Source organism: Candidatus Pelagibacter sp. PS_23 (assembly GCF_059417905.1).
Map to the genome: position 1 here is coordinate 1,011,727 of NZ_CM182071.1, position 12,334 is coordinate 1,024,060.

A 12,334-nucleotide genomic window follows, 5' to 3' on the forward strand; every position below is an offset into this window, starting at 1 on the left:
ATTTAGGAATTTTTTAATCCCTCTAATAATTTATTTTTAATAATTTTTTTCATGGCATCTTCAGTCTCATCTAAATTTAAAACAGCTTGCCAAAAATATCTTGCTTGAATTTTTCTATCAAGCTGCCAAAGAATATCACCGTAATGATCATTAACTACTGGATCCTGAGGCATTAATTCAACTGCTCTTTTAAGAAAATTTTCTGCCTTTTCATATTCGTCAACTAAGTAATATGCCCAACCGATTGAATCAATAATGTATGGATCGTTACTTCTGGCTTCATAAGCTTTTTCAAGCATTTTAAGAGCAGTATCAATTTTATGCTCTCTTTCCAACCATGAGTAAGCTAAATAATTTAAAACATAAGCATCATCTGGGTTGGCTTCTAGAGACTTTAATAAATCTTTATCTGCTTTTACATAATCTCCAGATCTCTCGTAACTTCCTCCACGCCGATATAATATTTCAGCGTATAAGTCAGAATTAGCGTTCATTTTTAAAAGTATTTGATCATAAAAATTTATTGCTTCAATATATTTTTTTGCATTTTTATGCATATTTGCAATATCAAATATAATTTTTTTATTTGGGTTTTTAATTTCTTTAAATTTTTCATTGATAAATTTTAGAGATGCTTCTTTATTATTTTTTTTTAAAATAATTTGAGACTCTTTTTTTAACTTAAACCAATAATAAAATTCATGCTTTTTATCAAATGCTTCAAGAGTTTTTAATGTATTGGAATAATCATCACTCAAATAATAATTTTCAGCTAATAAAGACAAATTGAAAATAAATTTAGGATTTAAATAGTTAGCTATATTTAAATAAAAATTTGATTTCTCATAATCATTCTGAGAGGAATAGAGATTTGCTATTAGAAAAAATAGTTCACTAACAATGTCATTCGAATTTGTACATGAAAAAATTTCTTGAAAATTATCTAAGTTTTTATCTTCTATCCATTTTTTACCTTGAGAAATTAATACTGATGAATTTAAATAATCAAAATTATTAGTAACTTTTTTTGCCTTATCGTAATTATCTTTCTTGATTAAATAACTGATCAAAAAAAATACATACCTTGAATAATCAGCATCGTTTTGTGAATTAATTAATGTATTAAAATATCTCTCTGTATCTTTATCATTTAAATAACATCTTTGAAAAACTTCGTTAATAAATGAAAAATTTCCAAACGTATTAGTTTGTTTCACTAATTTTTTTTCTTCAAAAACTGATAAATATTGCTTGAAGGTTTCTGCAATGATTAATGAAAGTCTATCATTGTTAATAAATTCATATGATCTATCAATATAAACTTTACTTTTTTTAAAGTTTTTTTTCTTTAAACTATCAACTGCCAGCAACAGATTAGCCTGAAAAAAGTCAGAGTTGTTTTTTGTTGAGTTCTGTTTAACTTGATTAATTGCTTTCTTAACTTTGCCATCAAGTACTAAGGAAAATACATACCTCTCAAGATAGGCATCATGCTGTTTTATTAATATTTTTGATGAATTAAAAAATTTTAAAGCTTCTGTATTATCTAGATTTTCATAAGCTACAATTCCTGAAAAATAATTAGACAAATACCTTGCATTAAAATCATTTAAACTGGTATTTTTTGAGTATAATGGACTCTGATAAAGTATTAATATTAAAAAGAATTTAAAAAACTTTACCAACATTTGGCCATTCTATGTCTAAAAAAGTAATAAATCAAAAAACGAATTTTGACTCTGAGTTCTTAAACTCTACTGGATCTGACTTTATTTTTGATGAAAAACCAATCAATAGACTAAAAAATACTAGTAATGATTTAAAAAAAGATCTGAGTATTCAAAAAATAGATAAAGTTAAAGAGCTTGAGAATCTTAAAGAACAAATAAACTCAATTAGTGATTGTAACTTAAAGAATAATTCAAAAAAAATAATTTTAGGAGATGGGAATATTAATAGCTCAATAATGATAATTGGTGAAGCCCCAGGCATTGAAGAAGATAACGGCGGATTAACTTTTATGGGTGAAGTAGGAGATCTTTTAAAAAAAATGCTGATTGCAATAAACATTAAAAAACAAAATATTTACGCAACTTATGCTGTAAACTTTAGACCTCCTGAGGATCGAAAACCAAATTCTACAGAAATTAAAAGATATTCCCAATTTTTACAAAAACATATTTCAATAATAAATCCTAAAATAATAATTCTTATGGGTAGTACTGCTATGGAATCTTTAACAGGTTTAAATAGTAAAATTTCTATTGAGCGAGGAAAATGGAAGGAAGTAATTATCAAAAATACAAGTTACAACGTTATCATAACTTTTAATCCCTCTTATCTTTTAAGAGCTCCTGAAAATAAAAAACATTCATGGGATGACTTAAAAAAGATTAAACAAAAAATCTTAGATCTAAAACTATCCATTTAATGAAAATTTTAGCAGGTGTTGATGAAGTTGGCAGAGGAAGTTTAATCGGGCCTGTTTATGCAGCAGCTATCATATTAAATAATTCTATTGATAAAAAATTATTGAAAGATTCAAAAACTCTAACAAAGGACAAAAGAGAAGAGCTTGAAAAATATATTAAAAAAAATTCTATATGGGCTATAGGCCAGGCATCGACTAAAGAAATTGAAAAAATTAATATATTGCAGGCAAGTTTACTTGCAATGAAAAGAGCTATTCTTAAATTAAAAACAAAACCTTCACTTGTTTTAATTGATGGCAACAAACTGCCTGATCTTAAAAACTATAAATTAAAATATGTAATTAAAGGAGATCAAAAAATTCCAAGCATTTCTGCTGCATCAATTATTGCAAAGGTTAGTAGAGATAAATTTATTACAAAACTTTCAAAAGAGTTTAATAATTATGGATGGGATACAAACTCTGGTTATGGAACCAAAGAACATTTAAACGCAATTAAGCAATTTGGTATTACCAAATATCACCGTAAAACATTTTCACCTATTAGTGATCTTCTATAAATCCTAGTGATAACAACACAAGATCTGGTTGTTTAAGAAATAATAAACACAAATTGAATCTATTTAATTCAATCACAGGTTGACCGTAGAATCTGTTTGGAGTCTAATTGTTTTATACAAAATGGAAAACAATTTTAAAAATAAGATTATTAATGGTGACAGTCTTGAGGAATTAAAAAAAATTCCAAGTGAAACTTTTGATCTTGTTTTCGCTGATCCGCCATACAATTTACAATTAAAAAATTCACTTACTAGACCAGACAGAAGTAAAGTCAGTGCTGTTAATGACAAATGGGATCAGTTTGAAAGCTTTAAAAAATATGATGACTTTACGGTTGCTTGGCTTTCTGAATGTAGAAGAATATTAAAAAAAGATGGGGCCATCTGGGTCATAGGAAGTTATCATAATATTTTTAGAGTAGGCACTGCAATACAAAATTTAGGTTTTTGGATTTTAAATGATGTTATCTGGAATAAGAATAACCCAATGCCTAATTTCAGAGGAACAAGGTTTACAAACGCTCATGAAACTTTAATTTGGGCTTCTAAAAGTGAGAAGTCAAAATATACTTTTAACTATCAATCTTTGAAATGTTTAAATGACGATCTTCAAATGAGATCTAATTGGAATTTACCTATTTGTAATGGTGCAGAAAGACTTAAAAAAAATGGTAAAAAAGTTCACTCTACTCAAAAACCAGAATCTTTATTACATAGAGTTTTATTGGCATCATCAAACAAGGACGATTTAATTCTAGACCCATTCTTAGGATCTGGAACAACTGCAACGGTTGCAAAAAAATTAGGTAGAAAATATTATGGTATAGAGAAAGAGAAGACTTATTTTAAAGCAGCAGAAGAAAGGTTAAAAAATACAAAACCTTTAGAGGATAATTTCTTAGACACTTTAAAAAATAATCGATCTAAGCCTAGAATACCTTTTGGATCACTAGTAGAGCTTGGAATAATAAAGCCTGGAACAAGTATTTTTGATCAAAAGAAAAAAATAGTTGCTAAGATTATGGCAGATGGAAGTATCAAGCATAATCAAGCTGAAGGATCAATTCATAAAGTTGCAGCAACAATACTTGGTTCTGAAAGCTGTAATGGATGGACTTACTGGCATTGTACAGTGAATGGCGTTTCTGTGCCAATTGATAATTTAAGACAAAGATTAATTTCTAAAAATTAGTCTTTATAAATTTTACCAAGATAACTGTTAATAAATTTTTCATTTTTAACTAATTTTTTTATTACTAAGTTTCTAATCCAAATTATTAATGGATTAGATAAATGAAAAGCAAAATAATTAAGTTTTGATTTCATATCAATCATCCTTACTCTTTTAACTCTTTCAGAGTTAAATTGAGTGTTTTCATTTTCTAAATTTTTATAAAGTTCATTGGCAACCTCTATTGATTGAGAGGCGCCTTGAGCAAAGGTTGGGGGTAAAGCAAAAAAGGCATCTCCAATGATAAAAGTATCTTTATTTTTTGGTTCATTGACATCAGAACTCACAAATATTGGAAAACATTTAATACTTTTTAGATTGTTCATTGTTTCGGTGGGTACTTGCTTTGATATTTCAGATATAATAGATGCAACAAAATCTTTGTTCTCAAATAAAGAATAATCAGATAACTCTTTAGTGCTAAGTTTTTTTCTAAAAATGGTAATAAAATTAAACTGTCCTTTGCTATTAACTGGATAAAGAACTGAGTGTAAATTAGACCCTAAAAACAAAGATATATTCTCTGGGTTAATGCCCTTAAGGGCATCCTGGTCAATTGTTGCTCTTAAGGCAATAGAGTTAAAATACTTTGGCTTAGTTTCTTTATTGGCAATTAATGATTTTGTTTTTGAAAAAGTTCCATCGGAGATAATTAAGTAATCACATTTAACAGATAAACCATCCTCAAAAGAAACTTCTTTACTTTCTGCTTCTTCATTAATTTTTATAACTTTTTTATTATAATGAATAATATTTTCATGAAGTCCATCTTTTAAGAATTTAATTAAAGTAGAGCGCTGTAAGGTAGTATATTTTGTATCAGTCCTGTTAAACATGGATATATCTAAATCACATATTTTTTTATTATTTTTTAAAGAATAAAAATCTAGTTTATTGGGGTGAAATTTATCTTCTATCCTGATTTTTTGAAAATTTATTTGATTTAACAGTTTGATGCTATTAACTGAAAGTTGAATTCCATATCCTTTTTCCAAATTAACAGAAGCATTTTTCTCATAAATTGTCACTTGATAATTAGAGTTTTGACTTAAAAGATTTGCAATATACAGACCTGAAATACCGGCTCCTATTATTGCTATATTTTTCATTAAATATTTTTTAGATAATTAAAAATTTTTTTAGTAAATGTTGGCAAAGTATAATCTTCAAGCTTAGAGCTATCAATCCAAGAAGAGTTAGAAATTTCACCCTTTAACTTGGAAAACTTGATTATTACATTCATATTCATATTTGATATCTTGAAATTTAAAGCTTTTGCTAAATTATCAGGTTTGGATATTTGCTTCATGGGAAATATTTGTAAATTCTTTAAAAAATTAAATTTAGTATTTTTTATTAGTAAAAATTTATTATTCTTTCTATAAACTTCTAACAAATAAAATTTATCAATCTTTTTTTTTCTTTCTTTTATTGTTTCAAAATCTTTTTTTTTAAAAGACTTACAATTTTTAATCAAAGGGCATTGGTAACATAGGGGATTTTTAGGTCGACAAATCAATGCACCTAACTCCATTAGCGCTTGCGCATAATCACTTGCTCTAGTTGAATTACCTAATATTTTTTTACTCTTAACAAGATTATCTTTTGTAATTTCTTTGGGTAATTTTAAATTTAATAATCTTTTAATTACTCTTTCAATATTTCCATCTAAGGGAATAAATGGCTTGTTAAAGGCAATTGCCATTATTGCGTTAGAAGTGTAGTCACCTATTCCAGGTAATAATTTTAATTCTTCAATCGTGCTTGGCAACCTTCTATTAAAATTTTTTTCTAATATTTGTGCAGTCTTTTTTAAGTTTCGTACTCTTGAATAATAACCAAGGCCTTCCCAATACTTTAAAAGTTTATGTTCCTTAATTTTTGATAGAGATTTAATATCAGGAATATCTTTTATAAAATTATTGAAATACGGAATTACAGTTGCAACCTGTGTTTGCTGCAACATAAATTCACTTACTAATGTGTAATATTCTCGCTTAACTTGTGATAGCTTTTTTCTCCATGGGAGTGATCTTTTATTATTATCGTACCAATAAAGAATTTTATTTGTTAGTATGGATTTGGTCATATGCAATTTAAAAATAATACTAAGCAGAGGTTTAAAACTATTCAAGGCTTAAGGTCTTTTAAAGACACTTTGCCAAAAAACATTAAAAAAATAATCAAAAAAAAGGGTCATATATTTTCTGAAACACTTAATAACTGGAAGTACATAGTTGGAGATGATCTTTTTCAAATATGCTATCCCAAATCCTTTAAAAATTCGAATAAATTTGGAGTAAGCACTCTTCAAATAATGGTAAAGAGAGGACATGAGATTGATTTAGAATATTCTAAAAAAGTAATAATGGATAAAATGAATAGTTTTTTTGGCTATGCCGTTGTTGAGAAATTGAAATTCATAAGCTTTGATGACGCCCAAACAAAGTTCAAAAAATTAGACACTAATGAAAATCATGTGACAAATATTAAATATGCAGATAGGATAAATAGTATTAAGAATGATAAAATTAAAAAATCATTACTTGAATTAACAAAACTATTTAAACAACGATGAAAAAATTCACCTCAACATTATTTATAATATTTTTAATCTTCTCCACTAAAGCGCTTGCTGCAGAAAATGAAATAGTCAAAAGAATTACTGAAGGAGAAGAAAGCGCTAAAATAACAATAATTGCTTACGAGTCATTGACTTGTGGTTACTGCGCAAATTTTCATAAAGATGTGTATCCAGAACTTAAGAAAGACTTCATTGATCAAGGATTGGTAAAAATAGAATTTAGACATTTTCCATTAGATTTGGCTGCATTTAATGCCTCAAAAATTGCACAATGTAATAACGATGGCAGTTCAAGCATTATGAATACTTTGTACTCTGGCCAAAAAAAATGGGCCAGAGGAAAAACACCAGAGGAAGCAACAGGTTATTTGAAAAAATTCTTAGAAGGTGAGAATGTGAACGTAGATTTTGATAAATGCTTAAGTAATAAAGCTATAGAAGATTACATTTTAAATGATCGAATCGAGGGAGTAAAAAAATTTGAAGTTAATGCTACTCCTACGATAATAATTAATGATAAAAAGTTTGATAAAGCCCTAAATTATAAGAATTTAAAAAAATATCTGGAAAAACTGATATAAGTTAGTCCATGGAGTTTAAAAAAATCCAATTAAACGGATTTAAATCATTTGCTGAAAAAACAAATTTTCTTATAGAGCATGGCTTAACCGGCATCGTTGGTCCAAACGGTTGTGGGAAATCTAATATTGTGGAATCCTTAAGATGGGTTATGGGTGAAACCTCAGCTAAGAGTATGCGTGGTTCAGGTATGGAAGATGTTATCTTTAATGGCACATCTAATAAATCTTCTAAAAATATAGCAGAGGTTTCTATTAGTGTAGATAATGCAAGTCATGATGGTCCAATGCAATATAAAGATTTAGATCATATTGAAGTTAGAAGAAAGATTGAAAAAGATAAGGGTTCAAAATTTTATATAAATGACAAAGAAGTTAGAGCTAGAGACGCTCAAATGTTTTTTGCAGATTTATCTACGGGTGCTCATTCACCATCAATGATTAGTCAGGGACGAATTGGAGCTTTAGTAACTGCTAAGCCTACTGACAGGCGTGCAATCTTGGAGGAAGCAGCTAATATTTCAGGGTTACATGTGAGAAGGCATGAGGCTGAACTTAGATTAAATGCTGCAGAGACAAACTTAAAAAGAGCTGATGAATTAAGAAGACAACAAGAAAAACAATTAGCAAACCTTCAGAAACAAGCTGAAGAGGCAACGAAATATAAACTTATATCTGAAGAAATAAAAAAAATTGAAGCAGGGCTATATTATTTAAAATTATTAGACATTGATAATGAGATTAGAATAGAAAATGAAATTAACAATGAAGCTGAAGGAGAGGTAAGTAACTTCAATCAACAGATTGCTCAATTTGAAAATTTAATTAAAACTGAAACAGATAAAGTTTCTCCCTTAAGAGAAAAAAATATAGAAAATCTATCCAAAATTCAAAGATTAAATTTAGAGCTACAAAATTTAGATGAAGAAAATGTTAGAACTCAAGATGAAATTGAAAATATTAAAAAATCCCTAAAAACTATCGAGGAAGATATAGACAGAGAAAAGGGGATTGTAATTGATGCTAACTCAAATGAAAGACGCCTAAAAGAAGAGAAAGCTGAATTAATAGAAATAGATTCTAAATATTTTGAAACAGAAAAATTATCAAACGAAGATCTTGAGAAGGCAAAAAACCTATTAAAAGATGAACAAAAATCTGTTGATGAAATTATTAATATTTTTGCTGAAGGAAATATAAATATTGCTATTGGGCCAATTAAAAATGTTAAAAATACAATCACCAGAGCTAAAGAATTGATTAATAACAATGAAATTAATCAAGCGCTTACTTTACTTGATAGATGTCAAATTGAAATAGATGGTTTTTTAGATAATCTTGAAGATGAAGAGAGTAAGAAAAAGCTTTCTAATATTAATGAAAAAAATGAAAATATAAAATTATTGCAAGAAAAATATGCTGATAGTTTTAGTAAAAATCAATCAATAAAAAAAGAGTCTGTAAAAAGAAATGAAAGAATTAAAGCTATAGAATCAGAAGTTGAAAGTTGGAAAAACTTACTCTCTAATTCTGAAAAAATGGTTTCTGAGCTAACTGAAAGAAAAAATAAATTACTATCACAGTTAAATGAGCGTGATCAACAACCCAAAGCCCAAGCAGAAAGAAAAGGACAAATTACTGAGGGTCTAAGAATTTCACAAAATGAAAAAATTGAAAATGAAAAAATAATTGAAGAAACAGATAAAAAGATAAACTCTTTAAGACTTGAGTTAAATGACGTTCAAGAAAGATCTATTCAAATAAGAGAAAGAAAAGCAAGCTCAGGAGCAACTATCGAAGGTTTAAAAAAAAGAAAAGAAGATCTATTAGAAAGAGTTAGTTCTGAACTTAATCTTGAAGAAAATGATATTCTAGAAAATTCTAATTTAAATGGTGTTGAAGAGCTACCTGACTCTGTTGCACAAGAAGATGCTCTTGATGAGAAAAAAAGAGAAAGAGAAAAATTAGGATCTGTTAACCTTAGAGCCGATGAAGAAACCAGTAAATATGAAATAGAAATTAAAAAGATGGAACAAGATAGAGAAGATCTTGTATCTGCTATTATAAAATTAAAAGAAAGTATTAATGAATTAAATCAAAAAGGAAGAGAAAGACTATTAGAAGCTTTTGAAAAAGTTAATAGAAAATTTAATGAAGTTTATACAAAACTATTTAACGGTGGAAATGCAAAACTAGAGTTAGTAGATTCTGATGACCCACTTGAAGCTGGTTTAGAAATGCTGGTAAGTCCTCCTGGTAAAAGACTTCAGTCTATAACTTTATTATCTGGTGGTGAACAAGCTTTAACAGCCTTGTCTCTTATTTTTGCAGTGTTCCTTACTAACCCATCTCCAATCTGTGTTTTAGATGAGGTTGATGCTCCACTAGATGATGCTAACGTAACAAGATTTTGTGGACTTCTTGATGATTTAACTAAAATAACTGAAACTAAATTTATTATCGTAACTCACCATGCTCTAACTATGTCAAAAATGAATAGACTTTATGGAGTTACAATGCCTGAAAAAGGTATTAGCCAACTTGTTGCTGTTGATTTACAAAAAGCAGAGAGCATGGTTGCTTAATAATTTGAATGCCAAAAGATAGCCTTAAAACTCGCTTGGAGATTGCAAAAAATAAGCTTTCTAAGAAAAATCTGTATAAAAATGAAGAGGCACCCTCTTCTATTGGAACTGCCTTTAAATTAAGTACAGAATTAGTGTCCGCAGTAGCAGTTGGGACAATTATAGGGTTTATTTTAGACAAGACCTTTGGTACTAAGCCCTGGTTAATATTAATATTTTTTTTTGTAGGTGTTGTTGCTGGAATTATAAACGTATTCAGATCTGCAAAAAATATGCAAAAATAGACTTAAAAAATTATGGCTACAAACCCAATGAACCAATTCGAAGTTTATAGAATTGGACCAGAAATTAAATTAGGCGCAATAGATATTTCTTTCACAAATGCAAGCTTGTTTATGGTGATTAGTTCTCTTGCAATCTTACTAATTTTTAATTTAGGGTCAAAAAAAAATTCTTTACTACCAAGCAAGATGCAACTTCTTTCTGAATTAAGTTACACTTTTGTTTCCAAAATGATTAGTGATACCGCAGGATCAAAAGCAAAACCTTACTTTGCGTTTATCTTCTCAATATTTATGTTTGTGCTATTCTGTAACATGTTTGGGATGATCCCTTATGCCTTTACAGTAACTAGCCATATCATTGTTACTTTTATCTTGGCTTCATTTATTTTTGTGGGTGTAACAATTATTGGATTTATGAAACATGGATTAGGATATTTAAAACTATTTGTACCTAGCGGAGTACCTGCTGTACTATTACCACTAATAGTTGTTATAGAAATAATTTCTTACTTAAGTAGACCAGTTAGTCTTTCAGTTCGTTTATTTGCAAACATGATGGCTGGTCATACAATGATGAAAGTTTTCGGAGGCTTTGTAATAAGCCTTGGAATAGTTGGTGGATGGCTTCCACTGAGTTTTTCGGTTGCATTAACTGGCTTGGAAATACTAGTTGCTTTTCTTCAAGCATATGTTTTCGCAATCTTAACCTGCATCTACTTGAATGATGCATTAAATTTACACCATTAACTAACATAAGGAGGATATAATGGAATTAGAAGCAGCAAAAATGATCGGAGCAGGACTAGCAGCAATAGCTCTAGCGGGTGCCGGTGTTGGGATCGGAATTATCTTTGGTAATTACCTTTCTGGCGCGATGAGGAACCCATCTGCAGCTCAAAAACAATTTCCTAATCTTTTATTAGGTTTTGCTTTAGCTGAAGCAACTGGCCTATTTGGATTAGTTGTAGCGTTAATTATTTTATTTGCATTTTAAATTTAATGATTAAAAAAATATTTTTTCAGTCGATATTTTTAAGCTTCCTGTTTTTTATGGAAGCTTTTGCAGCTGAAAGCGGTGGAATGCCTCAATTAAATCCAGAGTTTTGGGTTTCTCAAATTTTTTGGTTAATTATTACTTTTGGAATTTTATATGTTGTTTTATCTAAACTTATACTTCCAAAAATAAGTGCCAATCTAGAAACTAGAAAATCTCAAATTTTAGAAAATATTGAGGCTGCGGAAAAACAAAGAGAAAAAAGTGAACAAAAAATTGAAGAATACGAAAAGATAGTACAATCTAGCAAGAATGAAGCAAAAAACTATTTTAAACAAGCTAGAGAAAAAGTACTGAAAGATATTGGTGTAAAGAAGGAAATACTGGAAAAAGAGCTTGATGAAGAAGTTAATAAAGCTGAGATTGAGATAAAAACTTTTAGAGATAATGCACCAGAAAAAATCAAAAAAATTGCTGTAGAGACCTCTTCGGACTTACTGCAGGAACTAATAGGAGCTGAAGTTAACAGTAGTAGTATTTCTGCAATAGTAGAAGATCTTTCAAGAAAAAAAATGGATGAATATTATGGTAATTGATGCAACTTTTTGGGTAGCTATATCCTTTTTAATATTTATTGGAGCTTTAGTTTATTTAAAAATACCTCAAAAGATTAATGAACTTTTAAATAAGCTTATCCTTGATATTAAAAATGAAATAGATGAAAGTGAAAAACTAAGACAAGAGGCAAAGGTTTTATTAGATAATGCTCAAAATAAACTTGATACCGCACAAACTGTGAGCAATGATATTTTACAACAAGCCAAAAAAGATAGCGATCATCTTATAATCGAAATGAATGATAAATTTCATAAATCTTCAGAAATTAAAAAAAGCTTAGCAGAAAATAAAATTTCACAAATGAAAGAAGCTGCACTTAAAGAAATAAAAGATGTTTCAATTAAAATTGCTGTTGATTCTGTTAAAAAAATTATTAACACATCTGTTGATAAATCAAAACTTGATGGTCTTTTTGAAAAAAACCTTGAAGAAACAAAAATAGCTTTAAAAAAAATAAGCTCATAATTAC

The 12,334-nt window shown here is 28.5% G+C and carries 14 protein-coding genes; 11 read left to right on the top strand and 3 right to left on the bottom strand.

Going from position 1 to position 12,334, the window contains the following annotated elements; all coding sequences use genetic code 11:
- Nucleotides 1–2 precede the first annotated feature (2 nt).
- A complete protein-coding gene (locus AC5SLY_RS05380) occupies nucleotides 3–1,688 on the bottom strand; it encodes a tetratricopeptide repeat protein (RefSeq protein WP_494598676.1) in 1,686 nt (561 codons plus the stop codon).
- Between the two features lie 11 nt (nucleotides 1,689–1,699).
- On the opposite strand from AC5SLY_RS05380, the gene AC5SLY_RS05385 reads away from it, so the two are divergent.
- The 3 genes from AC5SLY_RS05385 to AC5SLY_RS05395 all read left to right on the top strand — a co-directional run bounded on the left by AC5SLY_RS05385 (nucleotide 1,700) and on the right by AC5SLY_RS05395 (nucleotide 4,183).
- Nucleotides 1,700–2,431: a uracil-DNA glycosylase gene (locus tag AC5SLY_RS05385; RefSeq protein WP_494598677.1), complete on the top strand. Its 732-nt coding sequence runs from the start codon at nucleotides 1,700–1,702 to the stop codon at nucleotides 2,429–2,431.
- Complete coding sequence (gene rnhB / locus AC5SLY_RS05390; RefSeq protein ID WP_020169716.1) at nucleotides 2,431–2,991, top strand: ribonuclease HII; 561 nt, start codon at nucleotides 2,431–2,433, stop codon at nucleotides 2,989–2,991. Before AC5SLY_RS05385 ends, rnhB begins: the two co-directional genes overlap by 1 nt.
- Nucleotides 2,992–3,112: 121 nt before the next feature.
- Nucleotides 3,113–4,183 (top strand): site-specific DNA-methyltransferase, encoded by a 1,071-nt coding sequence (locus AC5SLY_RS05395; protein ID WP_006997799.1) that lies wholly within the window; start codon nucleotides 3,113–3,115, stop codon nucleotides 4,181–4,183.
- Here AC5SLY_RS05395 and AC5SLY_RS05400 read toward each other — a convergent pair.
- Both AC5SLY_RS05400 and AC5SLY_RS05405 read right to left on the bottom strand, forming a co-directional pair.
- The gene (locus AC5SLY_RS05400; protein ID WP_494598678.1) at nucleotides 4,180–5,331 is read right to left on the bottom strand and encodes an FAD-dependent monooxygenase; all 1,152 of its coding nucleotides are present in this window, start codon (nucleotides 5,329–5,331) and stop codon (nucleotides 4,180–4,182) included. The two genes, AC5SLY_RS05395 and AC5SLY_RS05400, sit on opposite strands and share 4 nt — an antisense overlap.
- Entirely contained in the window at nucleotides 5,331–6,311 is a 981-nt protein-coding gene (locus AC5SLY_RS05405) for an A/G-specific adenine glycosylase (RefSeq protein WP_494598679.1), read from the bottom strand. Before AC5SLY_RS05405 ends, AC5SLY_RS05400 begins: the two co-directional genes overlap by 1 nt.
- Between AC5SLY_RS05405 and AC5SLY_RS05410 the strand changes: the two genes are divergently transcribed.
- Genes AC5SLY_RS05410 through AC5SLY_RS05445 form a run of 8 tightly spaced genes read left to right on the top strand, consistent with a single transcriptional unit; the run spans nucleotide 6,312 to nucleotide 12,330 of the window.
- The gene (locus tag AC5SLY_RS05410; protein WP_018413539.1) at nucleotides 6,312–6,800 is read left to right on the top strand and encodes a DciA family protein; all 489 of its coding nucleotides are present in this window, start codon (nucleotides 6,312–6,314) and stop codon (nucleotides 6,798–6,800) included.
- Nucleotides 6,797–7,387, top strand: a complete 591-nt coding sequence (locus AC5SLY_RS05415; protein WP_494598680.1) for a DsbA family protein — start codon at nucleotides 6,797–6,799, stop codon at nucleotides 7,385–7,387. Before AC5SLY_RS05410 ends, AC5SLY_RS05415 begins: the two co-directional genes overlap by 4 nt.
- An 8-nt stretch (nucleotides 7,388–7,395) precedes the next feature.
- On the top strand, nucleotides 7,396–9,969 hold the full coding sequence (locus AC5SLY_RS05420; RefSeq protein ID WP_494598681.1) for a chromosome segregation SMC family protein: 2,574 nt from the start codon (nucleotides 7,396–7,398) through the stop codon (nucleotides 9,967–9,969).
- A gap of 8 nt (nucleotides 9,970–9,977) precedes the next feature.
- Entirely contained in the window at nucleotides 9,978–10,253 is a 276-nt protein-coding gene (locus AC5SLY_RS05425; RefSeq protein ID WP_006997793.1) for an AtpZ/AtpI family protein, read from the top strand.
- A 12-nt stretch (nucleotides 10,254–10,265) separates the two neighbouring features.
- A complete protein-coding gene (locus AC5SLY_RS05430) occupies nucleotides 10,266–11,000 on the top strand; it encodes a F0F1 ATP synthase subunit A (protein ID WP_006997792.1) in 735 nt (244 codons plus the stop codon).
- A gap of 19 nt (nucleotides 11,001–11,019) precedes the next feature.
- Nucleotides 11,020–11,247 (top strand): F0F1 ATP synthase subunit C, encoded by a 228-nt coding sequence (locus AC5SLY_RS05435; RefSeq protein WP_006997791.1) that lies wholly within the window; start codon nucleotides 11,020–11,022, stop codon nucleotides 11,245–11,247.
- 56 nt (nucleotides 11,248–11,303) lie between these two features.
- Nucleotides 11,304–11,843: a F0F1 ATP synthase subunit B family protein gene (locus AC5SLY_RS05440; RefSeq protein ID WP_494598682.1), complete on the top strand. Its 540-nt coding sequence runs from the start codon at nucleotides 11,304–11,306 to the stop codon at nucleotides 11,841–11,843.
- Entirely contained in the window at nucleotides 11,824–12,330 is a 507-nt protein-coding gene (locus AC5SLY_RS05445) for a F0F1 ATP synthase subunit B family protein (RefSeq protein ID WP_006997789.1), read from the top strand. Before AC5SLY_RS05440 ends, AC5SLY_RS05445 begins: the two co-directional genes overlap by 20 nt.
- The last annotated feature ends 4 nt before the right edge of the window (nucleotides 12,331–12,334 follow it).

Excerpts from the sequence above, each read along its gene's own strand:
- AC5SLY_RS05380 (WP_494598676.1), bottom strand. The coding sequence starts at position 1,688 with ATGTTGGTAAAGTTTTTTAAATTCTTTTTAATATTAATACTTTATCAG.
- AC5SLY_RS05385 (WP_494598677.1), top strand. The coding sequence starts at position 1,700 with ATGTCTAAAAAAGTAATAAATCAAAAAACGAATTTTGACTCTGAGTTC.
- rnhB (WP_020169716.1), top strand. The coding sequence starts at position 2,431 with ATGAAAATTTTAGCAGGTGTTGATGAAGTTGGCAGAGGAAGTTTAATC.
- AC5SLY_RS05395 (WP_006997799.1), top strand. The coding sequence starts at position 3,113 with ATGGAAAACAATTTTAAAAATAAGATTATTAATGGTGACAGTCTTGAG.
- AC5SLY_RS05400 (WP_494598678.1), bottom strand. The coding sequence starts at position 5,331 with ATGAAAAATATAGCAATAATAGGAGCCGGTATTTCAGGTCTGTATATT.
- AC5SLY_RS05405 (WP_494598679.1), bottom strand. The coding sequence starts at position 6,311 with ATGACCAAATCCATACTAACAAATAAAATTCTTTATTGGTACGATAAT.
- AC5SLY_RS05410 (WP_018413539.1), top strand. The coding sequence starts at position 6,312 with ATGCAATTTAAAAATAATACTAAGCAGAGGTTTAAAACTATTCAAGGC.
- AC5SLY_RS05415 (WP_494598680.1), top strand. The coding sequence starts at position 6,797 with ATGAAAAAATTCACCTCAACATTATTTATAATATTTTTAATCTTCTCC.
- AC5SLY_RS05420 (WP_494598681.1), top strand. The coding sequence starts at position 7,396 with ATGGAGTTTAAAAAAATCCAATTAAACGGATTTAAATCATTTGCTGAA.
- AC5SLY_RS05425 (WP_006997793.1), top strand. The coding sequence starts at position 9,978 with ATGCCAAAAGATAGCCTTAAAACTCGCTTGGAGATTGCAAAAAATAAG.
- AC5SLY_RS05430 (WP_006997792.1), top strand. The coding sequence starts at position 10,266 with ATGGCTACAAACCCAATGAACCAATTCGAAGTTTATAGAATTGGACCA.
- AC5SLY_RS05435 (WP_006997791.1), top strand. The coding sequence starts at position 11,020 with ATGGAATTAGAAGCAGCAAAAATGATCGGAGCAGGACTAGCAGCAATA.
- AC5SLY_RS05440 (WP_494598682.1), top strand. The coding sequence starts at position 11,304 with ATGGAAGCTTTTGCAGCTGAAAGCGGTGGAATGCCTCAATTAAATCCA.
- AC5SLY_RS05445 (WP_006997789.1), top strand. The coding sequence starts at position 11,824 with ATGAATATTATGGTAATTGATGCAACTTTTTGGGTAGCTATATCCTTT.